We start from the raw sequence: 25,186 nt of genomic DNA, 5'->3' as shown, positions 1-25,186 counted from the left end.
GAAGGTTCCGGCTCGTTACAAGGCTTTGTCCTACATCGCGGGATCGCTCGCCGTTTTCATGAATATTCACGCAATATCGGGTGCGGACGAAGCGCTGGCGGGGGAACAAAAAGCGCCTGGCGCATACCGAAGACCGCTCGTCGGCAGAGCCTTCCGGCACTTTGTATACGTGTATAAATTGCGCCGGATGCCTGCCTCATCCATTGCCCAGACGCACTCTTCGGCCGTCATCCAGCTGCTGAGGCAGTCGCTCGATCGCGGCCGCTGGCCGCCCGGCGAACCGCTGAGGCAGGAGGAAATCGCCGCGGAACTGGGCGTCAGCCGCGTGCCGGTGCGCGAGGCCTTCTTCCAGCTGCAGGCCGAGGGCCTGGTGCAGGTGGTGCCGAACAAGGGCGTGTACGTGCGCAGCCTCAGCGCCGACAACCTGCAGGAACTGTTCCGCCTGCGCATGCTGCTCGAGTCCGACCTGCTGGAGACCGCGGTGCCTTTGCACGACGCGGCCAGCATCAACCGGCTGGAGACGGTGCAGGCGGCGCTGGACAAGGCAAGCGCGGTGGCTGACTGGGTGGCCGGCGACCGCGAGTTCCACGAGGCGCTCTATGCGCCCGCGAACCGGCCCGAGACGATGGCCATCGTCCGCCGCCTGCGCCTGATCGTCGACCGCTTCTACTTCGCACGCATGAAGCCAAGCACGCGCGCGCAGGGCTGGCACGAGGAACACCACGCACTGATCCGCGCGGTCCGGCGGCGCGATGCCGCGTCGGCGTGCCGCCAGCTCAAGGCCCATCTTGCCGCGACGGAGCGCAGCGCGCTGGCGGCCCTCGCCAAGACCTGAAAGGAGCACGGCATGGCCAACTACGGCTGCACCATCGAATGGTCCCGCGAAGGCGCCGCGTTCACCGACCTCCAATACAAGCGCGCGCACCAATGGCGCTTCGACGGCGGCGCGGTGGTGCCCGGCTCCAGCTCGCCGCACTCGGTGCGCCTGCCCTTCTCCGACCCCGCGGCGGTGGACCCGGAGGAAGCGCTGGTCGCCTCGGTCGCGAGCTGCCACATGCTGTGGTTCCTGTCGCTCGCGGCCGAACAGGGCTTCGTGGTGGACAGCTACACCGATTCCGCCGAAGCGCACATGGGTCCCGTCGGCTTCGGCCGGCAGGCCATCACCGACATCGTGCTGCGGCCGCAGGTGAGCTTCTCGGGTCCGCATCTGCCCGACCAGGCCGCTTACGACGCGCTGCATCACGTCGCCCACGAGCGCTGCTACATCGCCAACTCGCTGCGCAGCGCCGTGCGCGTCGAAGGCAGCTGGCGTGCGGCGTGACCCGCAGCACTACCACGTGTACGTGGTGGAGCTCGACGACCGCGTGTGGAGCAACGCGCGCTTCCGCCGCTGCAACCCCGATTACCGGCTCGGCATGCCCTTCGTGTACGTGGGCATGACGGGGCTGGACCCGGACGTCCGCTTCGACAAGCACAAGGCCGGCATCCAGGCGAACAGCTACGTGCGCGAGTTCGGCCTGCGGCTGCGGCCGGACCTGTACGCGGTCTACAACCCGATGCCTTACCAGGCGGCTTGCGAGATGGAAGTGGAGCTTGGGATCGCCCTGCGCGAGCAGGGCTACGGGGTCTGGCAGGCCTAGCCGCCCCAGACGCTGTTGCGCCACGCCGCGCGCGCCACGGCATCGAGCGCGCCATCGACCACCGCGTGCTGCGACACCACGCGCATGCTGCCGTCGGCCAGCATCTGCTGCACGCGCCGGCGCGTCATCGAACGCGTGGCGCCGCCCGACTGCGTGAACAGGAACAGCAGCCCGTGCGGGCTGGACCAGGTGAGCTGCAGGCGGTCGCCGCCTTCGGCGGGCAGCTCCACCCAGGCACCCGGATGCAGCTCCGGTTGCGGCAGGCTTTCCGGCCCGGCGGTCTCGCTCTCGCGTTCCGCGCGGCCCGGCTCCGGCACGAAGCCCGAATCCTGCATCTCCGGCGGCGCCAGCCAGGTGCCCGGCGTCGCCGGCAGCGGCACCGGCTCGGAGATGTGCGGCTCGGCGCCGGCGGCGGCGTACTGCGCGAGCACGCGCTGCTGGCGCAGCAGGGCCTGCCAGCGCTGCGTCTCGGCCGGCGGGTGCTCGATGCTTTCCAGGCCGGCCTCGATGCGCGCGATGAGGTGCGCGTGCTGGTGCGCGGCGCGCGCGACCAGCGTCGGCTGCACGCTCCACAGCAGCGTTTGCACCAGCGCGCCGTAGCCACCCGGGTCGTCATAGCCGCTGTCGTCGGACAGGCGCGCCTGCGCCATCACCTGGGCCCAGGGGCCGGTCAGGAAGGCCAGGGCTTCGGCGGGCGCGCCCAGCGCGTCGGGCCGGGCGCGGATCTGGTCCGCGATGCGCTCGGCCAGCAGGTTGCGCTGTTCGGCGCGCAGCAGCGCGCGCACCGCGCGCTCGCGGCCGCGGCGGCCGCGCGGCTGCGCCTCGGCCCAGGCATCGCGCAAGGCACCCAGGGCGATCTCGAAAGGCTCGGTGCCGGCAGCGCGCGCTTCCAGCAGCACCTCCACCGCCTGCTGCAGGCCGTCGAGGAATTCGCGGAATCCGGGCGCATCGACGCTGGTCCAGGCCAGGCTGCGCTGCGTCACCTGCTCCAGCATCCGGCGCGCCGGGTGCCCGCGGTCGCTGAAGAAGCGCGGGTCGGCCAGGGCCAGCCGCAGCAGCGCCGGCTCCAGGTCGCGCACGGCGTCCTGCACCGGCGGCAGCAGCCGCGGGTCGTCGGCCAGGTTCTCCACCATCACGTGCACCACTTCCAGGCCCAGCGCCTGGGCCGGCGTGCGCGTCTGGCCATGCAGGGCGCGGCGGAAGTCCTCGCGGCTGCCGGCGGCGCTCTCGGGCATCGCGGCCTGGCGCTGGCGCAGCTGCAGCAGCAGCTGGTCCACCTTGCGCAGGTCCTGCAGGGCCTGGAAAGCCGCCGGAACGGTGTGCGTGAAGTCGGGGGGCGGCGGCTCGGCGACCGTCGGATCGAGCACCGCCAGGGGCGGCGGCTCGCCCGCCAGCAGCTGCTTCAGCTCGCGGATGGTCAGCTGGGTGGCGCGGTCGGCGCTGGGATCGGTAGCCGAGGGAGCGGCAGCGGGCGCCGGCGGCGGCGCCACCACGCCCTGCCCCTCCAGCGTGCCGGCCAGCGCCACGTAGGTGGCGGCCAGTTCCGGCGCCATCGCCAGGGGCAGGTAGCGCAGCCAGCGGCGCCGCACGGTGGCGGCCACCGGGCTCTGGCGGGCGAGCCGGTACAGGGCCCGCACATAGACTTCCGGACGCAGCGGATGGCGCTGCGCGTCGCCGGCGGGCGCCAGCTGCGCCGCGGCCAGCAGCGCCTCGAAGGCCGCCAGTTCGGCCTGCACGGCCTCCTGCAGCGCCTGCGCCGCCCGCACCACGTGCACGTTGTCCTGCACCTGGTCGTCGGCCAGCAGCGGCAGCGATTCGAAGCTGAGGGAGGATGCGCGGTCGCCGGCGATGGCGCTGGCCACCTCGGCGAGCAGCGCCTGCGGGAAGGCTTCGGCCAGCACCTGCTGCTGCTCGCGGGCCACGGCCAGCGCTTCGAGCAGCAGGTTGCGCTCCACGACGTCGCTGATGGCTTCGGCCTGGGCCGGCAACTCCGCCAGCCCACGCCTGAGCGTCGCCTGCATCAGGGCGGCGCCCTGCCCCGCGGCCTGCTTGATGCAGGCGCGGTAGACAGCCTGGTACTGCGGTGGAGTCGCCGCGCCGACCATCAAGCTCCCTTGCCGGCCTGCTCGGCCGTGATTTACTTCAGCGCTTTATAGCGCACCCGGTGCGGACGCGCACCTTCCTCGCCCAGGCGCTTCTTCTTGTCCGCCTCGTACTCCTGGTAGTTGCCGTCGAAGAAGACCCACTTGCCTTCGTCTTCGGCCGCCAGGATGTGCGTGGCGATCCGGTCCAGGAACCAGCGGTCATGGCTGATCACCATGACGCTGCCCGCGTATTCCAGCAGGGCGTCTTCCAGGGCGCGCAGCGTTTCGACGTCCAGGTCGTTCGACGGTTCGTCCAGCAGCAGCACGTTGGCGCCCTGCATCAGCGTCTTGGCCAGGTGCAGGCGGCCGCGTTCACCGCCGGACAGCATGCCGACCTTCTTCTGCTGGTCGCTGCCGTTGAAGTTGAAGCGGCCGCAATAGGCGCGGCTGGCCATCTGGAACTTGCCGACGTTGATCATGTCCAGGCCGCCGGAGACGTCCTCCCACACGGTCTTGTCGTTGCCCAGGGCGTCGCGGCTCTGGTCCACGAAGGCCAGCTTGACGGTCTTGCCGATCTTCACCGTGCCCGCATCCGGCTGCTCGCGGCCGGCGACCATCTTGAACAGCGTCGACTTGCCGGCGCCGTTGGGGCCGATGATGCCGACGATGGCGCCCGCGGGCACCTTGAAGCTCAGGTCGTCGATCAGGACCTTGTCGCCGAAGGCCTTGGACACGCCTTCGAACTCGATCACCTCGTTGCCCAGGCGCTCGGCCACCGGGATGAAGATCTCGTTGGTCTCGTTGCGCTTCTGGTATTCGACGTCGGACAGTTCCTCGAAGCGGGCCAGGCGGGCCTTGCTCTTGGACTGGCGGCCCTTGGCGTTCTTGCGCACCCATTCCAGTTCGCGCTTCATCGCCTTGGCGTGGGCTTCCTCGCCCTTCTGTTCCTGCTCCAGGCGGGCTTCCTTCTGCTCCAGCCAGGTGGAGTAGTTGCCCTTCCAGGGGATGCCGTAGCCGCGGTCCAGTTCCAGGATCCACTCGGCCGCGTTGTCCAGGAAGTAGCGGTCGTGGGTGATGCCCACCACGGTGCCCGGGAAGCGCGCCAGGAACTGCTCCAGCCATTCCACCGACTCGGCGTCCAGGTGGTTGGTGGGTTCGTCCAGCAGCAGCATGTCCGGCTTGGACAGCAGCAGGCGGCACAGGGCCACGCGGCGCTTCTCGCCGCCGGACAGGTTCTTGATGACGGCATCCCAGGGCGGCAGGCGCAGCGCGTCGGCCGCGATTTCCAGCTGGTGGTCGCCGGCGTCGCCCTGCGCCGCGATGACGGCTTCCAGGCGGCCCTGCTCCTCCGACAGCTTGTCGAAGTCGGCGTCCGGCTCGGCGTAGGCGGCGTAGATTTCCTCCAGGCGCGCCTTGGCGTTGATCACCTCGCCCATGCCGCCTTCGACGGCCTCGCGCACGGTCTCCTCGGGGTCCAGCTGCGGCTCCTGCGGCAGGTAGCCGATACGCAGGCCCGCCATCGGCGTGGCCTCGCCCTCGATCTCCTTGTCGATGCCCGCCATGATCTTCAGCAGCGTGGACTTGCCCGAACCGTTGAGCCCCAGCACGCCGATCTTGGCGCCGGGGAAGAAGCTGAGCGAGATGTCCTTCAAGATCTGCCGCTTGGGCGGCACGATCTTGCTGACGCGATTCATTGTGTAGACGTACTGGGCCATTGCGGTGTCCTGCGGGAAACCGCGCATTATCCCGGATGACGAAAAACCGGGAGCCCGGCCGTCTACTTTTGCGATTTCACCAGTTGAAGAATGCCGGTGTCGGTGGCCTGCTTCAGGAAGGTTTCCTGGTCCGACTTCCACTTGGCGCCGAAGGCTTCCGGCCCGGCGTAGGTGATCGCCAGCCCCGCCTTCGTGGCCGAGGCAACGAATTCCGGCTCGGCGGCAATGGCCCGGAAGCCGTCGACCAGGTGCTTGCGGATGGCCGGCGGCAGGCCTTTGGGCGCGGCCACGCCGTTCCAGCTGAGGGAATCGATGGGCCAGCCCTTCTCCGCGAAGGTGGGGATATCGCGGAACAGCGGGGCGTCGAAGCGCTTCTCGTCGAACACGGCCAGCACGCGGATCTTGCCGGCCGCCAGGTGCGAGGAAAATTCCACCGGTGTGGCCACGGTGGCGTCGATCTGGCCACCGAGCAGCGCGCTGAGCACCTGCGAGCCGCTGTTGTAGGGCACCGGCAACCACTTCACGCCGGCCTTCAGCGCCAGCGCCTCCATCGCCACGTGGCTGCTGTTGCCGACGCCGCTGTGGCCGTAGGTGAACTTGCCCGGGTTGTCGCGGGCATAGCGCACCAGGTCGTCGATGGTCTTCCAGGGCGCTTCAGCGCGCACCGCCAGCACCTGCGGAATGGTGCTGACCCAGGCGATCGGCTCCAGCGCCGTGATGTAGTTGAAGCGCGTGTCGCCATACACCGGCCGGATGGCCGCACTGGAGGTCACGGCGCCCAGCGTGTAGCCGTCCGGGGCCGCCGTCACCACATCGTTCCAGCCCAGCGTGGCGCCGGCGCCCGGCTTGTTGAAGACGACGATATCCTGGCCCAGGTGCCTGGTGGCGTACTGGCGCATCAGCCGCGCCAGCAGGTCGGTGCTGCCACCGGGGGCGAAGGGCACGATCAGGTTGATCGGACGGCTGGGGTAGCGGTCCTGCGCGAACACAGGCGCGGCCACGAGCGGCAGCGCGCTGGCGAGCAGCGCCCGGCGGGAAATGCGAGTCATGCCTTGTCTCCTGCTTGTCCTTGCCGCACCAGGTCGCCATGCAGCGCCAGCAGCCGGTCGGGGTCCAGCAGCGTGTAGATGCGGTGGTTGAGGTCCGTCTCCTGCGCATAGGCCCGGAATTCACCGGCCAGCCGCAGCAGGTCTTCCATGCGTTCGCGCAGCACCGCGTCGAACTCGCCTTGCGGCCCGTGGACGCTGCGCCGGCGCGCCAGCAGCACGGCCTGCGCCACCACGCGGAAGGCCTGCACGTAGCGCTCGAAGGCATCGAAGGCCTCGCACAGTTCGCGCCTGGCGTCGGCGGTGAGTCCAGGATGCCCTGCCGCCGCCTGCGCCTGCAGCACCCGCACGCGCGCCAGCGCCTCGTCCTTTTCGGCCAGCAGCTGGCGCAGGTTCGCTTCGCCGGTGTCCAGCGCGTTCGCCTTCTCCGCAATCCAGTCCTTCAGGCTGTTCTTCTTCTCCGCCAGCCAGAAGGCGTGTTCCACGCTCACCGGCAGCTGGCTCGAGTCCGAGAACACGCAATCGTTCACGTAGCAGGTGCGGCGCACCACGTCCCAGGTGGGTTGCAGCAGCGCGTGCACCCAGGCCACTGCGCCGTCCGCGTCGGGGGCCGGCGCGAGCCAGCCGCGGTCCTGCAGCCAGTCGCGCGCCATGCGCTGGCCATCCGCCTGCAGGTCGTTGGCCAGGGCGGAGAAGGCGTACAGGTTGAACGCGTTCAGGGTCTGGAAGGCCGAATGGCCGTCCAGGCTCTCCCAGTCCGTGCGGATGACGACGCCGCTCACGCCGCGCTCCTGCGCATGCGCGAGGCGCCGGCGGTAGTCGTCTTCCATCGCGCTCACGCCTATGCCCCAGCCGTAGTACTGGCCCATGGCGTCGTATTCCACCCATTGCTGGTGGCCGGGCACCGCGCCGATGCGCGGGTTGTCGGGGAAGGTGGGATAGAAGTCGTGCGGCGTGTTCTTCAGCGAGAACGCGATGTCGGCGGGCAGTTGCTCCATCGCCGCGGCGATCTCGGCGTGCGTCTTCGCATCGAACACGAAGTCGCGGATCACCAGCTGGCGGCCGGCCGCGCTGATCGGCTTGTGCATGGCATGCGCCAGGCGCTTGAACCAGTCCTGCTTCGTCGTGCCGCGGCACAGCGCGCAGGTGCAGCGGTTGGAGCTGATCGACACCTTGCTCTCGCCAGTGGCCGGGGCGACGATGATGCCGGCGACCTCCGGGAACTCCTCGAAGAACTCGCGGTACTTCACCTCCGTGAATTCCCACCAGAAGGGCTCGCAGGCGCAGATGTGGCCGTCCTTCACCAGCTCCGGGTGGAACTCCAGCAGGATTTCGGGAAAGTACAGCTCCTTGTTCTCGATCCAGACCTGCACGCCGGCGCGGCTGGCCATTTCCAGCACGCGCTTGAGGTAGGCGCGGCGCTGGTAAGGGCCGCTGCGCCGGGTGGGCGTGTAGCGATAGAGCTGCTGGTAGATGTCCTGGTAGCGCTCGAAGATCGAGGCGTAGTGCTCGCGCTTCGCGCCGAAGTACTGGCCGGGGTAGACCACCAGGTCCACCAGGTCGTTGCGGTGCAGGACCAGCGTGTTCAGGCCGCGCTGCTGCATGAAGCGCAGCGCCCGCGCCACCCACTCGTAATCCCAGGCGTACTGGCTGTGGATCTCCAGCGCCCGTACTGCGAAGGCGCTCACTGGCTCTTCTTGTCCAGGCTGTTCTTCAAGGCGGCCTGCGCGACCTGGTCCAGCGCCTCGTCCACCACCGGACGGTCGGCGACGACGCGCAGGCTGTCGCTGTTGCGCAGCCGGTCCAGCGTGCGGCGCGACATGGAGTGCGCCGTGCCGCCGATCGAGGTGAACATGAAGAGAGTGGCGTGCGGGCTGCACCACGTGAGCTGCGCGCGCACCCACTCGCCCTTGATCCGGATCTCGGCCCAGGTGCCGATGCGCAGTTCCTCGCGCGGGGCGTCGGGCCGGGGGTCCGCGTCGAGGGCACCCGGCTCGCTGTCTTCCGCTTCGGCGACTTCGGCCGCGGCTGCCGCCAGGGCGGCAGCGGCCTGCCGCGCGCGAGCTTCTTCCAGTGCAGCGTGCTCCGCTTCCTGGTGCGCCGCCTCCGGCGAGGCGACGTGCTCCGGGTCCAGGTCGGGACCGGAATCGACATAGCCGGATTCCTGCGCCTCGTTCTGGTCCAGCCACATCTGGATCTCGTCCTGCGCGCTGTCGCTGAACTGCGAAGGCTCGGACCAGGCCTCCTCGGCGGCATGCTGCGCCGCCTCGGCGACGGCGGCATCGCGCCCGTCCTGAACGGCAGCGCGGTGCAGCGTGATCAGGTGGTCGAAGAAGCGCTGCGTCAGCTCCGGCGGATAGCCGATGCGGCCCAGGCCTTCGCGCACGCGCTGCAGCAGCTCCGGAATCATCTGCACCAGGCGGCGCGCGCGCCCCCGCTGGGCAGTGCTCTTCTGCACGCTCCAGATCAGGTCTTCCACCAGCTGGCGGTAGCCGTAGGGGTCGGAGCTGCCGTCTTCGCAACTGAGCTGCGCCTCGGCCACGACCTGGGCCCAGGCGTTCTTGAGGAAATCGCCGATGAAGTCGGCCACTTCCAGGCCTTCCAGCATCTGCGCGAATTCGCTGGCGAGCTTCTGCGCCAGCAGGTTGCGCTGCTCGGCGTGCAGCAGGGCGCGGGCGGCCTCCTCGCGCTTCTGCTTGGCGCCGGCGTCCTGGCCGGTCCATGCCCGTTCCAGCTCGTCGAGCATTTCGCCGAAGATGTCGGCGTCGATGACCTTGCTGGTGAGCCAGTGGCAAGCCTTGTCCAGCTGCGCCTCGAACTTGGCCCAGGCCGGATCCTGCTCGGAGCTGAAGGCCAGGCTGCGCTGCGTGACGCGATCGAGCAGCAGGCGCGCCGGGTGCGTGCGGTCGCTGAAGAAGCGCGAGTCCTGCTCGGTCAGGCGGTGGATCGCGGGCTCGAACTTCTTCAGCTGCTTCTTCAGACCGGGCAGCAGCCGGCGGTCATCCGTGAGGTTGTCGAACATCAGCCGGACGACTTCCTCGCCCAGCTGCTGGCCGATGCGCGGCGTCTCCTTGGGCGGCGCGCCCACGTCCGCCAGCATGTCCACCGGCTCGGCGGGCGCCGGCGAGGGCTTGGGCCGCTTTTCCAGCCGCTTGACCAGTTCGTCGGTCTTCTTCAGGTCCTGCAGCATCGCCATCGAGGCGGGCACGGTATGCAGGAAGTCGGCCTTCTTGGGCTGGTCGAAATCGCCGGTCAGCAGCTTGCGCAGGCGATCCAGCGTCAGCAGCGTCTTGGCCGCGGCGTCGGTGACGGGTGCGCCGCTCGCGCCCGTGCCCTTGTTGATGCGCCCGCCCAGCGGCACCGCCGCCTCGATGCCGGTGGACCGCAGCCAGTCGGTGAGTTCGCGGTACAGGCGCCGGAGGTTGACGCCCAGCAGGCCGGCCGCCGGCACCGTCAGCACCTCGCGCACGCTGGCTTGCGGCACATGCTCGGCCAGTGCCACCTGCATCGCGCGCACGAAGACTTCGGGGCGGATCGGGTTCAGGCCGGGCTGGATGGTGCGCCAGCCGAGCATGGTGCTGACCAGCGCGTCCAGCGGCGGCAACGCATCGTCCACGGTCAGCGCCACTTCCTGCTGGGCGCGCGCGACTTCGATGCTCTGGTCCAGCTGTTCGTCCTCGAACAGCTGCAAGTCCTGGAAACGCAGCGTCTCGACCGGCTTCTCGTCCTTGCCGCCGCCTTCGTAGACGAGGCGCGTGAGTTCCCGGACGAAGCTCTTCGTGACCGGCTCCGGCTTGCCGACCAGGTCCAGGATGGCGCCCTTGACGACCGCGTTCTGGAAAGCGGGAACCCGGCGGGGGCCACTGGCCATGGCGCCCTGCTCCAGGCCCTGCAGCAGTTGCACGAACAAGGGTTCGGCTTGCTGCAGCATCGCCGCCAGGCAGTCGTTCAGCGACGGCTGCAGCGCGGTGGGATCGTCCGAGACGCCCATCCGGAGCTTCATCTTCGAGGTGGCCATGGGTCCTGCGTTTAGGAGGCCATTATGGTTCCGCCCCGCTGGCCCAGCCATTTTTCGCCGCCCTGCGGCTTGCAAGGGCGGGTAAGCGGTGCATCGACGCAACGGGATGACGGATTCCGGCAGGGATCCGCCATCCATGCGACAATAGCGCTTCTCGTGGCACGCCAGTACGGCTGCGAGCTCAGCGTTTCCGCTGGGGACGAAGCGGTCCCTGACCATTCCGGCAGGCCCCCGCTGGCTCCCGCCTTCAGTAAAACCTCATCTGCCTTGACTGGATCCGGCTCCCTTTTGCCCGGAACGGCCGATGCCCCAGCGCCCGGGAAGGCGCTTATTTCCTTGCATGACCTTTGAAGAACTGAATCTCGCCCCGGCCATCCTGAAAGCCGTCCGCGAGCAAGGCTACGAAACCCCCACCCCCATCCAGGCCCAGGCCATCCCGGCCGTCCTCGAGGGACACGACCTCCTCGCCGGTGCGCAGACCGGCACCGGCAAGACCGCCGCCTTCACGCTGCCCCTGCTGCACAAGCTCACCAAGGGCCAGAGCAAGACCAACAAGTTCGGCAAGGACGGCGTTGCCGCCCTGGTGCTCACGCCCACGCGTGAACTCGCCGCGCAGGTGGAAGAGTCCATCCGCGCCTACGGCAAGCACCTGCCGCTGACGTCCACCGTCATTTTCGGCGGCGTCGGCATGAACCCGCAGATCGACCGGATCAAGCGCGGCGTCGACATCCTGGTCGCCACGCCGGGCCGCCTGCTGGACCTGCACCAGCAAGGCAACCTGGACCTGTCGACCGTCGAGATCCTCGTGCTCGACGAAGCCGACCGCATGCTGGACATGGGCTTCATCCACGACGTGAAGAAGGTGCTGGCCCTGGTGCCGAAGCAGAAGCAGAGCCTGCTGTTCTCGGCCACCTTCAGCGACGAGATCGTGGAGTTGGCCAACGGCCTGCTGCGCGATCCGCAGCGCATCCAGGTGACCCCGCGCAACACCACGGTGCAGCGCATCACCCAGGTGGTCCACCCGGTTGGCCGCAACAGGAAGAAAGAGCTGCTGGCGCATGTGATCCAGGAGCACAACTGGTCGCAGGTGCTGGTGTTCACCCGCACCAAGTTCGGCGCCAACCACGTTGCCGAATACCTGAACAAGCACGGCATCACCGCGATGGCCCTGCACGGCAACAAGAGCCAGACCGCGCGCACGCAGGCGCTGGCCGGCTTCAAGAGCGGCGACATCCGCGCGCTGGTGGCGACCGACATCGCCGCCCGCGGCATCGACATCGACGAACTGCCGCACGTGGTGAACTACGAGATCCCCAACGTGCCGGAAGACTACGTGCACCGCATCGGCCGCACCGGCCGCGCGGGCAACAGCGGCGAGGCCGTGAGCCTGGTCTGCCTGGACGAAGAAGGCTTCATGCAGGAGATCGAGCGCTTCACCAAGCAGCAGATCGCCGTGCAGGTGGTCGAGGGCTTCGGCCCCGAGGCCGGCGAACAGGGCGAGCCCATTGCCATGGGCCGCCAGGTGCTGTGGGGCGGCAAGGGCAAGCCGCCGTCGCGCGAAGTCATGAACGCCGCGGCCAAGGCGGCGCGCGGTGAGATGATGCAGCGCATCCGCGAGAACAAGGACAAGCAGGGCGGCAACGGCAATGGCCAGCGCCGCAATGCGTCCGGCGGCAATGGCAACGGCCAGCCGCGCCAGCCGCAGCCGCAAGGCGGCCAGCAGGCGCGCGGACCCAAGCCGGCCAACGGCGGCGCGCGCAACGGCAATGGCAATGGCGCCCGTAACGGCGCCCGCAGCGGCGGCCACAACGGCCAGCAGCCGCAGCCGCAGCAGCGTCCGCCGCGCGAGGACGTCGAGCGCCAGCCGCGCGAAGGCGCGCACCACAACAAGAGCCCCTTCGTCGTGCGCGATGCCGCCGCGCAGCGGCAAAGCGACGGCCAGCCCGACCCGCTGCGCACCAGCGTGGACAGCATGTCCCGCGGCGGCCGCCGCGGTGGTGGTGGCGGCGGCGGCGGTGGCCGCGGCGGCAACCGCAATGCGGGCGGCGGCTACGGCGGCGGCGCGCGCGGCTTCAGCCGCTAAGCGCCTGGAGCCCTGGCTCCGATAGGTAGTGCGGGCGTTTGCAGCGCCCGCATTTTCCCGCTTAGGATGGTTGACCTTGGAGGGGATGCTTGCCAATGAACGGGGGCGACAAGAACAACCGCCGCGTGCTGCTCGCGGGCGCGACCGGACTGGTCGGGCGCGAACTGCTGCACGGGCTGCTGGCTGACGGCACCGTCGCCGGCGTGCAAGCCATCGGGCGCCGGCCGCTGCCGCAGCGCCATGCCAAGCTGTCCTTCCGCCAGGTCGATTTCGGCGCCATCCCGGCGCTGCCGCCACTGGACGAGGTCTACATCGCCCTGGGCACCACCATCAAGACGGCCGGCAGCCAGGAAGCTTTCCGCGCCGTCGATTTCGATGCCAGCCTGGCCGTGGCCCGTGCGGCCCGCGCCGCCGGCGCGCGCCATGCGGGCGTGGTGAGCGCGATGGGCGCCGATGCGCGCTCCGCGCTGTTCTACAACCGCGTGAAAGGCGAGCTGGAAGAAGCGCTGGCCGGCCTCGGCTTCGACGGGCTGGTGATCGCGCGGCCTTCCTTCCTGGCCGGCAACCGCGAACAGCTCGGGCAACCCGAGCGCGGCGGCGAGAAACTGGCGCTGCGCGTGAGCCACTGGCTGCGGCCGCTGATCCCCGCGAACTACCGTTCCATCGAGGCCGCCAAGGTGGCCCGCTCGCTGCTGCGGCACGTGCCGAACACGCGCGGGCGGCTGGTGCTGATGTCGGGAACGATGCAGCGCGGGGCCTGAGCGCCTCTACGAAAGGCGGCGGTCCCGCACCGCGCTCGCCATCGGGCGGTCTTCGCGCAGGCGGCGCATGCCGCGCCGCACCTGGGCCGACACCAGGTTCAGGTGCAGCAGGCGCGCGAGCGGCCGATGCTCCGACTTGTAGGCGTTCGACTGCACGAACTGCAGCGGGTCATGCCAGGCGCCGAGGTCGTCGACCACCATCGGGTCCTGCTCGATCGGCATGCTGCCCACGAACGCGTCCTCGCGGCCGTCCCACAGCATGGCGCCGGCGACGTTGATGTAGTAGCCCCACTGGTTGCCTTCGTCCTTCAGGCGCTGGCGCGCCGCCGCCATGTAGGAGGCGTCGAAGATGTAGGTGTCGGTGCGCACCCAGCGGCCTTGCAGCCACACTTCCAGCAGCGGCCGGATCGGATGGCGCAGCCGCGTGGTGAGCCCGTGCATGATCTCGCCGCGCATGCGCAGGTAGCGGATGCGCGCCGGCAGCCCCGCCGCGCGCAGCATGGCCACCAGCAGCGTGGCCTTGTCCAGCGAGTCGCCGCGCCCGGCGTCCAGCACCTGGCGTGCGCTGCGCAGGCGCAGCTTGAACGGCGTCACCAGGGGCATGCGCTTGACGAATCCGTAGATCACCAATGCCTTCTCCCGCTCGCCCTTGCAAAGTTGCGTGAGCGAGCGCACCCGCAGCCGCAGCTTCGGGTCTTCGAGGTCCAGCAAGGAGGTGCCGCCCAGCCAGTGGGACGGTTCGTCAGCGTGCAGGGGGGATGGGGGCGTGCCGGCAGCGGGCGCCACTTGTTACGTCTTCCTCTTCCAACGACTACTCTGGCGCCTGGGTTCTCCCGGCGCCTTATGGCTCTATTGTAGGGTTGAAGTGTTACCGCGCTGCAGGGAGTCGCCTACGCCCCCTAGGCAAAATCAGTAGGAACGCAACATCCGCACCGGTTCGCTGAGCCTCGGCAGGCGCCGGCGGCTCGTCAGCACCGCTTCGATGTCCGCCCGCGCGCCGTCGATCAGCTGCAGGATGGCCTTCTCGGCCCGGCCGGGGTTGTGCGCGATCACCGCGTCGAGCACGGCGCGGTGCATGGGCAGCGAATTGCGCGGCCCGTCCTTGCGCGTGGTGGAGATCTCGAAGCTGGTGCGCAGCAGGGCGCTGAGCGCCTTGCTCATTTGCACGATCATGCGGTTGCGGCAGGCCTTCAGCAGGCCCTGGTGGAAGCGCAGGTCGTAGGTGACGTAGTCACCGCCCTCCTCCACCGCGCGCCGCATGCCCTCGAAGGCGGCTTCCATTTCGGCGATGTCTTCCGGCGTGGCGCGCTCGGCCGCCATGCGCACGGCGGCCGGCTCCATGATGCGGCGCAGGTCCTGCAGGTCGCGCAGGAACTCCGGGGTCAGGCCGATCTTGGACTGCCACAGGATCACGTCGGGGTCGAACCAGTTCCACTGGTCCGCCGGCTGCACGCGCGTGCCCACCTTGGGCCCGCTGGTGACGAGGCCCTTGGCGATGAGCGACTTGACCGCTTCGCGCACCACGGTGCGGCTCACGCCCAGTTCCTCGCACAGCATGGGCTCGGGCGGGATCGCCTGGCCCGGCGGGTACTTGCCGCCCAGGATGGCCTGGCCGAGGTGGTCGACCGTGTTGCCGTGAACGTTCTTGATCATGGAACGATGCGCTCAGGCGCGCACGAACAGGGTCTGCAGCGGCTGGTCGCCGGCCTGCGCGCTCCAGTGCCCGTGCAGCTGGGGATCGAAGGTGGCGCCCGCGGGCAGCAGGTCGGCCGAATAGAAATGCTGGCCGGGGCCGAAGCTGCGCGTGCTGCCGTCCAGCAGGCCGATCACCATCGTGCCCTGCAGGATGAACACCCACTGCGCGGTCGTCGTGACGTGGACCTGGCTGCGGAAGCCCACCGGGCTCTCGCGCAGCTGCATGCCGCCCGAGGGAGCGAGCCTGGAAAACATGGATTGGGGCGTGCCCTCGTCGAGCGGCACGCTTTCCTCGCGGAAACGGGCGCGCCCGTCGGTATCGGTGAAGAGGACGACCTTGGTGAATTCAGCTGTCATTGGAGCGTGGCGTTGATCTGGTCCAGGCGCTGCCCGCCGGCCGCGTCGAACACGTGCGTCCTCCCGGCATCGACCGTGAGGAACACCGTGTCGTCCGGGCGCGCCGGCGTGCGGCCATGCATGACCACCACCAGGCTGGCGTCGCCCACGCGCACCAGCAGCTCGGTCTCGGCGCCGGTCGGCTCCACCACGATCACCTTCGCGGGGATCCCCTCGCCGCTGGTCGCGACGCGGATGTCGGTGGGCCGCACCCCGTACTGTACCGCCTGGCCGTCGCTGCCCTGGGCCTGCGCCTGCGCGGGCCAGGCCTGGCCCTGCGCTTCCACGAACTGCTTGCCGTCCTGGCTGCGCAAGGTGCCGGCCAGCACGTTCATGGCCGGCGAGCCGATGAACTGGGCGACGAACAGGTTGCCGGGGCGGTCGAACAGCTCCAGCGGCGTGCCGATCTGCTCCACGATGCCGTCGTGCATGACGACGATGCGGTCGGCCATGGTCATGGCCTCGATCTGGTCGTGCGTGACGTACACCGTGGTCGTCTTCAGGCGCTGGTGCAGCGCCTTGATCTCGGCGCGCATCGCCACGCGCAGCTTGGCGTCCAGGTTGGACAGCGGCTCGTCGAACAGGAAGACCTTGGGGTCGCGCACGATCGCGCGGCCCATGGCGACGCGCTGGCGCTGCCCACCGGAGAGCTCGCGCGGGTAGCGATCGAGCAGCTGCGTGAGGTTGAGGATGCGCGCCGCGTCGTCCACGCGCTTGTTCGTCAGCGTGCCGTCGGCCTTGCGCAGCTTGAGGCTGAAGCCCATGTTGTCGCGCACCGTCATGTGCGGATACAGCGCGTAGCTCTGGAACACCATCGCGATGTCGCGGTCCTTCGAGTCGAGGTCGTTCACCACGCGGGAGTCGATGTCGATCTGGCCACCGGTGATCGGCTCCAGGCCGGCCAGCATGCGCAGCAAGGTGGACTTGCCGCAGCCCGAAGGGCCGACCAGCACCACGAACTCGCCGTCGGCGATGTCGAAGCTGATGCCGTGGATGACCTTGAAGCGGCCGAAGGACTTCTCGATGCCGCGGAAGGATACGGAGGCCATGCGGTGCGTTCTCCCTAACTCTTGACGGCGCCGGCGGTGAGGCCCGACACCATGTAGCGCTTGAAGGCGTAGTAGATCGCCGCCGGCGGCAGCGCGTAGATGAGGCCGGTCGCCATCAGCAGTTCCCAGGGCGAGTCGTCGGCCGACAGGAAGCTGCCCAGCGCGACGCCCAAGGTCGTGCTGCGGTCGTCGGACAGCAGCAGGAAGGCATAGAGGTATTCGTTCCACGCCAGCAGCAGCGAATAGGTGCCTACCGCCACCAGCGAGGGCACCATCAGCGGCAGGTAGACCAGGCGGAACAGCTGCAGCGGCGTGGCGCCGTCCATGCGGGCGGCTTCGTCCAGCTCGAAAGGCAGCTTGTCCGACGCCTGCTTCAGCACCCAGATGCAGTAGGGCGAGGCGATGGTCACCATCGCCAGGATCAGCGCCCACTGGTTGTTCAACAGGCCGTAGGCGCCCATGGCCTTGTACATGGGCACGGCGAGGAAGGCCGCGGGGATGAAGTAGGTGAAGAGCGCCAGGTTCATCACCGTGCGGCCGCCCGGCACCTTCAGGCGCGAGATCGCGAAGGCGGCGCAGGTGGCGATGAAGAGCGTCAGCGCGCCGACCGACACCGCGATCAGCACCGAGTTCCACATCTGCAGCCAGAAGTGGTTGAGGTAGTGGTGCTGCTCCATGAAGACGATGCGGAAGTTCTGCAAGGTCGGCTCCTTCGGCCACAGGCGCCCGGACGTGGCCGAGTCCTTGGTGGAGATGGAGAACAGGAACAGGTGGTAGATCGGGATCATGGTCCACAGGAAGACCGGGATCCCGATCAGCAGCAGCTTCGCCTCGGTGGCGATGGCGCGCGGGGTGAGCTTCACTTGGACAGCCTCTTCATCATGAAGTACACCAGGGGCAGCACAAGAGGCAGTGCCACCACGATCGAAGCCATCGCCAGATCCACCTGGTCCAGCCGCAGGTAGCGGATGCCCAGGGTGGCCAGCACGTGCGTGAGGTCGGCCGGGCCGCCGCCGGTGAGCAGGTAGACGCTGTTGAAGTCGCCCAGCGTCCAGATCATCGACAGGATGGTGGACGTGAGGTACAGCGTGCGCATCGACGGCCAGGTGATGTAGCGGAACTTCTGCCAGCTGCTGGCGCCGTCCACCGCCGCGGCCTCGTACTGCTCCGAAGGAATCGCCATCCGGCCCGCGACCAGGATCAGCGTCCAGAAGGGCAAGGACTTCCAGACGTGCATCACCATCGACAGCGACAGCGCCAGGGCCGGCTCGTTGAGCCAGTTGGGCCCGTCACGCGTGGTCAGCTGGAAGATGATCTGGTTGATGACGCCCCACTCCGGGTTCAGCATGAAGCGGACCGAGAGGATGGTCGGGATCGAAGGCACCGCCCAGGGCAGGATGAACAGCACCGACAGCGCCTTGATCCACCAGCGGGCCTGGATGAAGAAGCCCGAGAGCACCAGCGCGATCACCATCTTGATGTTGATGGCGACCACCAGGAAGATCACCGTGTTGATCGCGGTGCGGAAGAAGATGGGGTCGGCGAACAGGTGCTCGTAGCTGGCCGGGTGCCGCGCCAGCCAGAGGCCGTAGCCCACCGGGTACAGCACGAACACCAGGAACACCAGCAGGTAGGGCAGCACCAGCACCCGGCCCCAGGTTTCCCAGGGGCTGGCGCGGCGGCGCACCGCCGGCGCGGCGGCCGCCGGTACTTCCTCCACAGCGACGATGGTGGTCGTATTCATACCGGCGGACTCGCGAAGGGCTTACTGGGGTCCCGGGCCGGCGACCTGCTTGATGCGGGCGATCATCTCGTCGACCGCCTTGTCCACCGGCACCTTCTCGTTGACCACGCGGTTCATCGCCTTGGCCCACACGTTCTCGTTGTTCAGGATCGTGAACTTGTAGTTCTTGGTGAACTCGAACGTCGTCGTGCCGCTCATGAACTGGTTGTAGACGGCCTGGCGGTGCTGGTCACCCTTCCAGAACGGGCTGGCCTGGCCGGCCTTGGTGACCGGGAACCAGCGGCCCAGGGAACCCTCGACGTAAGGCGTGAGGTTCTCGTCCTGCAGCAGGAAGGACACGAACTCCTTGGCGCGCGTCTTGTTCTTGGCGGCGGAGAAGATGACGCCCGTCTTCACGGCGGAGCGGTACTTCATCTTGCTGCCGTCCGGCTTGTTCGGGAAGCCGGCGGTGGCGATCAGCTCGGTGTAGTTCTTCTTCGCCTCGGCGCGCTGCGCTTCGGTCAGCGCCGTGTTGTTGGCGTCATCCAGCCACTTGGCCGCGATCGAGATCGTGGCGTTGTGCGTCATCACCGTCGTCTTGTTGTGGAAGGCGACGTTGTTGTCCGGGTCCTTCCAGCTGGTGGACGAAGGCGGCGTGCAGCCCTTGGTGTACGGCATGGTGTAGTCGGTCAGCGCCTTGATCAGGCCCTGCTTCACCGCGGGGTCGTCCACGAGCAGCTTGCCGGAGTCGTTGACCAGCTGCACGTTGTACGCGTCCATGAAGGTCAGGAACGAGTAGAACGAGTCGCTCGAATCCACGCCCATGGGCTGGCCGATGCCGAAGTTGCGCTTGCCGGACTTCTGGCGGCTGGCGGGCTGCACCTTGTCGCACCAGAAGTTCCAGTAGGCGTTCCACTCCTTGGGGATGTCGCTTTCCTTGAAGCCCGCCTCGGCCAGCATGTCCTTCCAGTACTGGATGTGCATGGTCTGCTGCTTCAGCGGGAAGGCGTAGTAGGCGCGCTTCTTCGACGCGTCGTTGTACAGGAAGGTCGTGGACAGCGCGACCGGCTCGAACTTGTTGACCATCGGGTTGATGACGCTGGAGATGTCCTCCAGCTTGCCGTCGAACGCCCACTTGGCCGTCACCTGGAAGTCGTAGACGTCCGCGTAGGCCACGTCGGGCGGGCTGCCGGAATCGAGCGCCGCCACCGTCTTGGGAATCATGTCCTGGATCGGGTACTGCGACAGCTCGACCTTCACGCCCTTGTGCTTGGCCTCGTACTTTTTGATCGCCTCGAACAGCGCGTCGTCTTCCGCCTTGTAGAAACCCTTGACCCACCAGACGGTGAGCTTCTCCTGCGCCATCGCGGGCGCATTGGCAAGCAGGCCCGCGGCGACCATCGCTGCGGCGAGAACTGTCCTCAGTTTCATTGCCTTGTCTCCAGGTGTCGTTGGTGAATGGGAAATCGTATGACCATTGGCGCGGGCCGCCGTCCCCGGACAAACCCTTGGCGCTAGCGGCACTCGGGCACGGGTGACAGCAGGCGCTCGCCGGCGAAATGGGCACGCAGGTTGGCGAGCGCCAGGTCCGCCATCGCCTGGCGCGTCTCGCGCGTGGCGCTGGCCATGTGCGGAGTGAGCACCACGTTGTCCAGCGCGCGCAGCGCCGGCGGCACTTGCGGCTCGTTCTCGAACACGTCGAGCGCCGCGCCGGCGATCACGCCCTGCTGCAGCGCTTGCACCAGCGCCTGTTCGTCGACGACGCTGCCGCGCGCCACGTTGACCAGGAAGCCCTTGGGGCCCAGCGCCTGCAGCACCGACGCATCGATCAGGTGCCGCGTTCCGGCGCCACCGGGCGTGATGACCACCAGGAAGTCGACGTTCGCGGCGAGCTCGCGCGGCGTCGCGAAATAGGGATGGGCCGCCTCGGGCTGCTGCGAGCGGCCGGTGTAGGCGATGCTCATGCCGAAAGCCGCGGCGCGCTGCGCGATGGCCTTGCCGATGCGGCCGAGGCCCACGATGCCCAGGCGCGCGCCCGACATCTTGCGCGCCAGCGGCATGTTGCCCTGCTCCGCCCACAGGCCTGCCTTCGTATAGCGATCGGCCTGCGGGATGCGGCGCGCGACCGACAGCATGAGGCCCAGCGCGAGGTCGGCCACTTCGTCGTTCAGCACGTCGGGCGTGTGGGTTACCGGAATGCCGCGATCCACCGCAGTGCGCACGTCCACCCTGTCGTAGCCCACGCCCATGATGGAGACGATTTCCAGCGCGGGCAGCTGGTCCATCAGCGCGCGCGGGACGTTCGATTCGCCGCCGCCGGTGATGGCGCGGATGCCAGGCGCGATGCGCGCGAAGGCTTCGGGGTCGGCCTCGTGCAGGCGCTCGTGCACGGTGAAATGCTGCCGCAGCGGCTCCAGGTAGAACGGCGGCAGGTTCACGACCGTGAGCACGGCGGGGCGTGGTGAATTCTGGCTCATGGTTTGTCCCGAGAGGGCGGCGCAATCGTATGACGATAAGATGATTGCAACTCCCGGACTAACCCTATGGACACGAAGAAGAAACCCTCGGAACTGCGCAGCCAGCAGTGGTTCGGACGCCAGGACCGCGACGGCTTCGCGTACCGCAGCTGGTTGAAGGGCAAGGGCATTCCGCACGACCAGTTCGACGGCCGTCCCGTCATCGGCATCTGCAACACCTTCAGCGAACTCACGCCCTGCAACTCGCACTTCCGCACGCTGGCGGAGCAGGTGAAGATCGGCGTCTACGAGGCCGGCGGCTTTCCGCTGGAGTTCCCCGTGATGTCGCTCGGCGAAACCATGCTGCGGCCCACCGCCATGCTGTATCGCAACCTCGCGAGCATGGACGTCGAGGAATCGATCCGCGGCAATCCCATCGACGGCGTCGTGCTCCTCATGGGCTGCGACAAGACCACGCCCTCGCTGCTGATGGGCGCGTCCAGCGTGGACCTGCCCACCATCGGCGTGTCCGGCGGCCCCATGCTCAATGGCAAGTGGCGCGGGCAGGAGCTGGGCTCCGGCACCGGCGTATGGAGCATGAGCGAGCAGGTGCGCGCCGGCACGCTGAAGCTGCAGGACTTCTTCGAGGCCGAGAGCTGCATGCACCGCAGCCACGGCCACTGCATGACCATGGGCACCGCGTCGACGATGGCCAGCATGGTCGAAGCGCTGGGCGTGGGCCTGCCGGGCAACGCGGCCTATCCCGCCGTCGACGGCCGCCGCAACGTGCTGGCGCGCATGGCGGGCCGGCGCATCGTGGAGATGGTGCACAGCGACACCTTGCTGTCGCAGATCCTCACGCGCCATGCCTTCGAGAACGCGATCAAGACGCTGGCCGCCATCGGCGGTTCCACCAACGCGGTCATCCACCTGATCGCCATCGCGCGCCGCATCGGCGTCGAACTGGCGATGGAAGACTTCGACCGCCTGGGCAGCGAACTGCCCTGCCTGGTGAACCTGCAGCCCTCGGGCAAGCACCTGATGGAGGACTTCTGCTACGCCGGCGGCCTGCCGGTGGTGATGAAGGAGATCCGGGCGGAGCTGCACCTGGACGCCCTCACCTCCAGCGGCAAGACCCTGGGCGAGAACATCGCCGACGCGCAGAACTACAACCAGGAAGTGATCCAGCCGCTGGCCACGCCCTTCAAGGAGAAGGCCGGCATCGCGGTGCTGCGCGGCAACCTCGCGCCGCGCGGGGCAGTGATCAAGCCGAGCGCGGCCACGCCGGAACTGATGGTGCATCGCGGCCGCGCCGTGGTGTTCGAGGACATCGAGGACTTCCATGCGCGCATCGACGACGAAAACCTCGACGTCGACGAGACCTGCGTGCTGGTGCTGAAGAACTGCGGGCCCAAGGGCTACCCGGGCATGGCGGAGGTTGGGAACATGCCGCTGCCGCCCAAGATCCTGCGCAAGGGCATCACGGACATGGTGCGCATCAGCGACGCGCGCATGAGCGGCACGGCCTACGGCACCGTGGTGCTGCACACCGCGCCCGAAGCGGCTGCCGGCGGGCCGCTGGCCCTCGTGCAGAACGGCGACATCATCGAGCTCGATGTGCCCCGGCGCCGCCTGCACCTGGAAGTGAGCGACGCGGAGCTCGCCCGCCGCCAGGCCGCCTGGCAGGCGCCGAAACCGCCGCTCTCCTCCGGCTACTGGAAGCTGTACGTCGACCACGTGCTGCAGGCCGACGAAGGCGTCGACCTCGACTTCCTGGTGGGCAAGCGCGGCGCGTTCGTGCCGCGGGACAACCACTGAACCCGCCCGCGGAGGCGCGAGTACCATGGTCGCATGAACACGTCCTCCGCCATCAACTACGGCCTCGCCGGCCGCGTCTGCATCGTCACCGGCGCCGCGCAGGGCATCGGCGAGGCTTGCGCCCGCCGGTTTGCGCGCGAAGGCGCGAAGGTGGTGCTGGCCGACATCGCCGATGAACGCGGCCAGCAGCTGGCGCAGGAGCTGCAGGGCCTCTACGTGCCCTGCGACGTGGGCGACAAGGCGCAGGTCGACACGCTGGTGGCCAAGACGATGCTGACCCACGGCCGCATCGACGTGCTGGTGAACAACGCCGGCATCTTCAAGGCCGCCGATTTCCTGGACGTCAGCGAAGCCGACTTCGACGCGGTGCTGCGCGTCAACCTCAAAGGTTCCTTCCTCGTCGGCCAGGCCGTGGCCCGCGAGATGGCGAAGGTGGGCCGCGGCACGATCGTGAACATGAGTTCGGTCAACGGCATCATGGCCATCCCCAGCATCGCCAGCTACAACGTCAGCAAGGGCGGCATCAACCAGCTCACGCGCGTGATGGCGCTGGCGCTGGCCGAGAAGGGCATCCGCGTGAACGCGGTGGCGCCGGGCACGATCGCCACCGAGCTGGCGGCCAAGGCGGTGCTCACCAGCGAAGAGGCGAAGCAGCGCATCATGATGCGCACGCCGCTGAAGCGCCTGGGCGAGCCGGCGGAAGTGGCGGACGTGGTGGCCTGGCTCGCGAGCGATGCCGCGAGCTACGTCACCGGCGAGATCGTCTACGTGGACGGCGGCCGGATGACCCTGAACTACACGATGCCGGCCTGAACTAGCGCGACCTGCGCGCAGGCGCGGGCGCGGCCTTGCGCGGCGCCGCGCGCTTCGGCGCGGGCGCAGGTGGAGCTTCACGCTCCATGTAGTCGCGGATGAGGCGCCGCACCACTTGCGATGGCGTCATGTCCTGGTCGCGGCACACTTCTTCGAAGGCTTGTTTCTTCCCGGGATCGATCAGGATGGTCAGCCGGGCGGTCTTGAGCTCCATGGGCAAACGGGTTCTCTGATGTTAATCAGAGTGTAATGAGTTTCCGCCTGCCCGGGGGCTCGCTAGGGCGAGGCATCGGGATGATGGGGCCCGTGACCGGCCCCGTGCCGGGCCAGGTATTCCCGGATCAGTTGCCGCACCACCTGCGATGCGGTGATGTCCTGGGATGCGCACAGTGCCTCGAATGCTTTCTTCTTCTCCGCGTCGATGAGGACCGTGAGGCGAGCAGGTTTCTGTTCCATGCGTTCGTCAGAGTTTCCACACAGCCATGACTCTGCCGCGGGACCAGGGACCGGCCGGTAGTACTGCGGCTTGAGACTTCTTGCGACAAACCGCGATGGCAGGCATCGGCGCTTGGCTCAGCGGCTTGTAGGCCGCGGCCAACGCTGAGCCAGACGCGTCCTTCAAGCGGCCGCGGGGCGCCCCAGCGGCGCGACCGGCGCTTCGCGAATGGGCAGGTGGACGAGCGCTGCGCCCACGGCCAGCACGATGTCGATGTACCAGACCCAGTCGTAGCCGCCGGTCCATTCGAACACCTTGCCTCCCAGCCAGGTGCCGGCAAAGGCGCCGACCTGGTGGACCAGCATCACCAGGCCGAACAGCGTGGCCATGTGCGCGGAGCCGAAGAACTTGGCCACCAGGCCGGCGGTCGGCGGCACGGTCGCGAGATAGGTCAGGCCCATGACGGCCGCGAACAGCAGCACCACGGGCCCGGTCTTGGGCGCGAACAGGAAGGCCAGCACGAACACGGCGCGCGCCGCATAGAGCAGCGCCAGCAGCGACTTCATGCGCCAGCGCTGCGTCGCCCAGCCGATGGCCAGGCTGCCCACGATGTTGAACAGCCCCAGCATGGCCAGCGCCCAGCCGCCCCATTGCGGCGGCAGGCCGCAGGCCGCCACCATGCCGGGCAGGTGGATCACCAGCAGCGCCACGTGGAAACCGCAGACGAAGAAGCCGGCGGTGAGCAACAGGTAGCCGGGGTGGCGGCAAGCCGCGGCCACCGCCGCCTTCGTCCCCTGCGGCTTGGCGGCGCTGGCCGCCGCCGGCGCGGACGCGTCGCCGGTCCGGCGCAGCACCCAGGCCGCGGGCAGCGCCAGCAGCACGATCAGGCCGACCGCCTGCATGGCCGTCACCCAGCCGAGGCTGGCGATCCAGAAGCCGGCCAGCGGCGCCACGGCGAACTGCCCGAGCGAGCCGCACGCATTGACGACGCCGGTGGCCATGCCGCGCTGGTTGTCGTCGATCCGGCGCATGGTCGCCGCGACCAGCACCGCGGGCCCGGCCAGGCCGGAGCCGCCGGCGGCCAGCACGCCGATGGCGAAGATCAGCCCCAGCGTGGTCGTCATGTAGGGCGCGATGAAGCTGCCCAGCGCGGCGAGCAAGGTGCCGGCAACGAGCACGCGCCCCGGGCCCCAGCGGTCGGCGATGGCGCCGGCAATCGGCTGCGTGAGGCCCCACCACAACTGGCCGAAGGCGAAGGCCAGGCTGATGGCGGCCACGCCCAGGTGCGTGCTGGTGTTCAGGTACGACAGGAACAGCCCCATGCTCTGGCGCGAACCCATGCTGAGGGCAAAGGTCCCCCCGGCGGCCAGCAGCACCAGCCACATCGCCTGGCGGCGCGGAGCGGCAAGGTCGGTCATCGCAATCTCCTTCCCGTCGCCAGTGTTCACACAAG

General features: G+C 68.6%; 23 protein-coding genes. 7 read left to right on the top strand and 16 right to left on the bottom strand.

Annotation, left to right across the window (positions count from 1 at the left end; genetic code table 11):
• Positions 1–187: 187 nt before the first annotated feature.
• Genes HHL11_RS14270 through HHL11_RS14260 form a run of 3 tightly spaced genes read left to right on the top strand, consistent with a single transcriptional unit; the run spans position 188 to position 1,640 of the window.
• Entirely contained in the window at positions 188–835 is a 648-nt protein-coding gene (locus HHL11_RS14270) for a GntR family transcriptional regulator (protein ID WP_169419016.1), read from the top strand.
• Between the two features lie 12 nt (positions 836–847).
• Complete coding sequence (locus HHL11_RS14265) at positions 848–1,321, top strand: OsmC family protein (protein ID WP_169419015.1); 474 nt, start codon at positions 848–850, stop codon at positions 1,319–1,321.
• Positions 1,311–1,640: a hypothetical protein gene (locus HHL11_RS14260; protein WP_169419014.1), complete on the top strand. Its 330-nt coding sequence runs from the start codon at positions 1,311–1,313 to the stop codon at positions 1,638–1,640. Before HHL11_RS14265 ends, HHL11_RS14260 begins: the two co-directional genes overlap by 11 nt.
• On the opposite strand, the gene HHL11_RS14255 is transcribed toward HHL11_RS14260, so the two are convergent.
• The 5 genes from HHL11_RS14255 to HHL11_RS14235 all read right to left on the bottom strand — a co-directional run bounded on the left by HHL11_RS14255 (position 1,637) and on the right by HHL11_RS14235 (position 10,503).
• Entirely contained in the window at positions 1,637–3,745 is a 2,109-nt protein-coding gene (locus HHL11_RS14255) for a DUF1631 family protein (protein WP_240980282.1), read from the bottom strand. The genes HHL11_RS14260 and HHL11_RS14255 overlap by 4 nt on opposite strands.
• A 32-nt stretch (positions 3,746–3,777) precedes the next feature.
• Positions 3,778–5,439 carry an energy-dependent translational throttle protein EttA gene (gene ettA, locus HHL11_RS14250; protein WP_169419012.1) on the bottom strand — a complete coding sequence of 554 codons (1,662 nt, stop codon included), beginning with the start codon at positions 5,437–5,439 and terminating at the stop codon, positions 3,778–3,780.
• Between the two features lie 62 nt (positions 5,440–5,501).
• Positions 5,502–6,488 (bottom strand): Bug family tripartite tricarboxylate transporter substrate binding protein, encoded by a 987-nt coding sequence (locus HHL11_RS14245; RefSeq protein ID WP_169419011.1) that lies wholly within the window; start codon positions 6,486–6,488, stop codon positions 5,502–5,504.
• Positions 6,485–8,173 carry a hypothetical protein gene (locus tag HHL11_RS14240; RefSeq protein ID WP_169419010.1) on the bottom strand — a complete coding sequence of 563 codons (1,689 nt, stop codon included), beginning with the start codon at positions 8,171–8,173 and terminating at the stop codon, positions 6,485–6,487. The genes HHL11_RS14245 and HHL11_RS14240 overlap by 4 nt, the downstream gene beginning before the upstream one ends.
• Positions 8,170–10,503 carry a DUF1631 family protein gene (locus tag HHL11_RS14235; RefSeq protein WP_169419009.1) on the bottom strand — a complete coding sequence of 778 codons (2,334 nt, stop codon included), beginning with the start codon at positions 10,501–10,503 and terminating at the stop codon, positions 8,170–8,172. Before HHL11_RS14235 ends, HHL11_RS14240 begins: the two co-directional genes overlap by 4 nt.
• 340 nt (positions 10,504–10,843) lie before the next feature.
• On the opposite strand from HHL11_RS14235, the gene HHL11_RS14230 reads away from it, so the two are divergent.
• Positions 10,844–12,586, top strand: a complete 1,743-nt coding sequence (locus HHL11_RS14230; protein ID WP_169419008.1) for a DEAD/DEAH box helicase — start codon at positions 10,844–10,846, stop codon at positions 12,584–12,586.
• Between the two features lie 95 nt (positions 12,587–12,681).
• Complete coding sequence (locus HHL11_RS14225) at positions 12,682–13,347, top strand: Rossmann-fold NAD(P)-binding domain-containing protein (protein ID WP_169419007.1); 666 nt, start codon at positions 12,682–12,684, stop codon at positions 13,345–13,347.
• Positions 13,348–13,353: 6 nt separating this feature from the next.
• Here the strand turns inward: HHL11_RS14225 and HHL11_RS14220 are convergent, their stop codons facing one another.
• The 8 genes from HHL11_RS14220 to HHL11_RS14185 form a co-directional block, all read right to left on the bottom strand.
• Positions 13,354–14,133: a transglutaminase domain-containing protein gene (locus HHL11_RS14220; RefSeq protein ID WP_169419006.1), complete on the bottom strand. Its 780-nt coding sequence runs from the start codon at positions 14,131–14,133 to the stop codon at positions 13,354–13,356.
• 123 nt (positions 14,134–14,256) lie between these two features.
• Complete coding sequence (locus HHL11_RS14215; RefSeq protein WP_169419005.1) at positions 14,257–15,000, bottom strand: FadR/GntR family transcriptional regulator; 744 nt, start codon at positions 14,998–15,000, stop codon at positions 14,257–14,259.
• Between the two features lie 12 nt (positions 15,001–15,012).
• A complete protein-coding gene (locus tag HHL11_RS14210; protein ID WP_169419004.1) occupies positions 15,013–15,399 on the bottom strand; it encodes a cupin domain-containing protein in 387 nt (128 codons plus the stop codon).
• Positions 15,396–16,487 (bottom strand): ABC transporter ATP-binding protein, encoded by a 1,092-nt coding sequence (locus tag HHL11_RS14205; RefSeq protein WP_169419003.1) that lies wholly within the window; start codon positions 16,485–16,487, stop codon positions 15,396–15,398. The genes HHL11_RS14210 and HHL11_RS14205 overlap by 4 nt, the downstream gene beginning before the upstream one ends.
• 14 nt (positions 16,488–16,501) lie before the next feature.
• Positions 16,502–17,350, bottom strand: coding sequence for an ABC transporter permease subunit (locus tag HHL11_RS14200; protein WP_169419002.1), 849 nt, complete (start codon positions 17,348–17,350; stop codon positions 16,502–16,504).
• The gene (locus HHL11_RS14195; RefSeq protein ID WP_169419001.1) at positions 17,347–18,231 is read right to left on the bottom strand and encodes a carbohydrate ABC transporter permease; all 885 of its coding nucleotides are present in this window, start codon (positions 18,229–18,231) and stop codon (positions 17,347–17,349) included. Before HHL11_RS14195 ends, HHL11_RS14200 begins: the two co-directional genes overlap by 4 nt.
• A 21-nt stretch (positions 18,232–18,252) precedes the next feature.
• Positions 18,253–19,641, bottom strand: a complete 1,389-nt coding sequence (locus tag HHL11_RS14190; protein WP_169419000.1) for an ABC transporter substrate-binding protein — start codon at positions 19,639–19,641, stop codon at positions 18,253–18,255.
• Positions 19,642–19,724: 83 nt separating this feature from the next.
• On the bottom strand, positions 19,725–20,687 hold the full coding sequence (locus HHL11_RS14185) for a 2-hydroxyacid dehydrogenase (protein WP_169418999.1): 963 nt from the start codon (positions 20,685–20,687) through the stop codon (positions 19,725–19,727).
• Positions 20,688–20,753: 66 nt separating this feature from the next.
• On the opposite strand from HHL11_RS14185, the gene HHL11_RS14180 reads away from it, so the two are divergent.
• On the top strand, positions 20,754–22,484 hold the full coding sequence (locus HHL11_RS14180) for an IlvD/Edd family dehydratase (protein WP_169418998.1): 1,731 nt from the start codon (positions 20,754–20,756) through the stop codon (positions 22,482–22,484).
• Positions 22,485–22,517: 33 nt separating this feature from the next.
• The gene (locus tag HHL11_RS14175; protein ID WP_169418997.1) at positions 22,518–23,297 is read left to right on the top strand and encodes an SDR family NAD(P)-dependent oxidoreductase; all 780 of its coding nucleotides are present in this window, start codon (positions 22,518–22,520) and stop codon (positions 23,295–23,297) included.
• Position 23,298: 1 nt separating this feature from the next.
• Here the strand turns inward: HHL11_RS14175 and HHL11_RS14170 are convergent, their stop codons facing one another.
• The 3 genes from HHL11_RS14170 to HHL11_RS14160 form a co-directional block, all read right to left on the bottom strand.
• Positions 23,299–23,511, bottom strand: coding sequence for a CopG family transcriptional regulator (locus HHL11_RS14170; protein WP_169418996.1), 213 nt, complete (start codon positions 23,509–23,511; stop codon positions 23,299–23,301).
• 62 nt (positions 23,512–23,573) lie between these two features.
• Positions 23,574–23,753 (bottom strand): ribbon-helix-helix protein, CopG family, encoded by a 180-nt coding sequence (locus HHL11_RS14165; RefSeq protein WP_169418995.1) that lies wholly within the window; start codon positions 23,751–23,753, stop codon positions 23,574–23,576.
• 162 nt (positions 23,754–23,915) lie between these two features.
• Positions 23,916–25,151 (bottom strand): MFS transporter, encoded by a 1,236-nt coding sequence (locus HHL11_RS14160; protein ID WP_169418994.1) that lies wholly within the window; start codon positions 25,149–25,151, stop codon positions 23,916–23,918.
• Positions 25,152–25,186 lie beyond the last annotated feature (35 nt).

Source organism: Ramlibacter agri (assembly GCF_012927085.1).
Classification (GTDB): Bacteria; Pseudomonadota; Gammaproteobacteria; order Burkholderiales; family Burkholderiaceae_C; genus Ramlibacter; species Ramlibacter agri.
The sequence above is the reverse complement of the archived record's forward strand: the minus strand, read 5'-3'. Positions and strand labels throughout refer to the sequence as shown.

What these genes read in the sequence shown, in the direction of transcription:
- HHL11_RS14180 (WP_169418998.1), top strand. Translation starts at nt 20,754, where the DNA reads ATGGACACGAAGAAGAAACCCTCGGAACTGCGCAGCCAGCAGTGGTTC.
- ettA (WP_169419012.1), bottom strand. Translation starts at nt 5,439, where the DNA reads ATGGCCCAGTACGTCTACACAATGAATCGCGTCAGCAAGATCGTGCCG.
- HHL11_RS14205 (WP_169419003.1), bottom strand. Translation starts at nt 16,487, where the DNA reads ATGGCCTCCGTATCCTTCCGCGGCATCGAGAAGTCCTTCGGCCGCTTC.
- HHL11_RS14190 (WP_169419000.1), bottom strand. Translation starts at nt 19,641, where the DNA reads ATGAAACTGAGGACAGTTCTCGCCGCAGCGATGGTCGCCGCGGGCCTG.
- HHL11_RS14185 (WP_169418999.1), bottom strand. Translation starts at nt 20,687, where the DNA reads ATGAGCCAGAATTCACCACGCCCCGCCGTGCTCACGGTCGTGAACCTG.
- HHL11_RS14215 (WP_169419005.1), bottom strand. Translation starts at nt 15,000, where the DNA reads ATGATCAAGAACGTTCACGGCAACACGGTCGACCACCTCGGCCAGGCC.
- HHL11_RS14270 (WP_169419016.1), top strand. Translation starts at nt 188, where the DNA reads ATGCCTGCCTCATCCATTGCCCAGACGCACTCTTCGGCCGTCATCCAG.
- HHL11_RS14265 (WP_169419015.1), top strand. Translation starts at nt 848, where the DNA reads ATGGCCAACTACGGCTGCACCATCGAATGGTCCCGCGAAGGCGCCGCG.
- HHL11_RS14170 (WP_169418996.1), bottom strand. Translation starts at nt 23,511, where the DNA reads ATGGAGCTCAAGACCGCCCGGCTGACCATCCTGATCGATCCCGGGAAG.
- HHL11_RS14245 (WP_169419011.1), bottom strand. Translation starts at nt 6,488, where the DNA reads ATGACTCGCATTTCCCGCCGGGCGCTGCTCGCCAGCGCGCTGCCGCTC.
- HHL11_RS14230 (WP_169419008.1), top strand. Translation starts at nt 10,844, where the DNA reads ATGACCTTTGAAGAACTGAATCTCGCCCCGGCCATCCTGAAAGCCGTC.
- HHL11_RS14165 (WP_169418995.1), bottom strand. Translation starts at nt 23,753, where the DNA reads ATGGAACAGAAACCTGCTCGCCTCACGGTCCTCATCGACGCGGAGAAG.
- HHL11_RS14235 (WP_169419009.1), bottom strand. Translation starts at nt 10,503, where the DNA reads ATGGCCACCTCGAAGATGAAGCTCCGGATGGGCGTCTCGGACGATCCC.
- HHL11_RS14225 (WP_169419007.1), top strand. Translation starts at nt 12,682, where the DNA reads ATGAACGGGGGCGACAAGAACAACCGCCGCGTGCTGCTCGCGGGCGCG.
- HHL11_RS14255 (WP_240980282.1), bottom strand. Translation starts at nt 3,745, where the DNA reads ATGGTCGGCGCGGCGACTCCACCGCAGTACCAGGCTGTCTACCGCGCC.
- HHL11_RS14210 (WP_169419004.1), bottom strand. Translation starts at nt 15,399, where the DNA reads ATGACAGCTGAATTCACCAAGGTCGTCCTCTTCACCGATACCGACGGG.
- HHL11_RS14195 (WP_169419001.1), bottom strand. Translation starts at nt 18,231, where the DNA reads ATGAATACGACCACCATCGTCGCTGTGGAGGAAGTACCGGCGGCCGCC.
- HHL11_RS14160 (WP_169418994.1), bottom strand. Translation starts at nt 25,151, where the DNA reads ATGACCGACCTTGCCGCTCCGCGCCGCCAGGCGATGTGGCTGGTGCTG.
- HHL11_RS14175 (WP_169418997.1), top strand. Translation starts at nt 22,518, where the DNA reads ATGAACACGTCCTCCGCCATCAACTACGGCCTCGCCGGCCGCGTCTGC.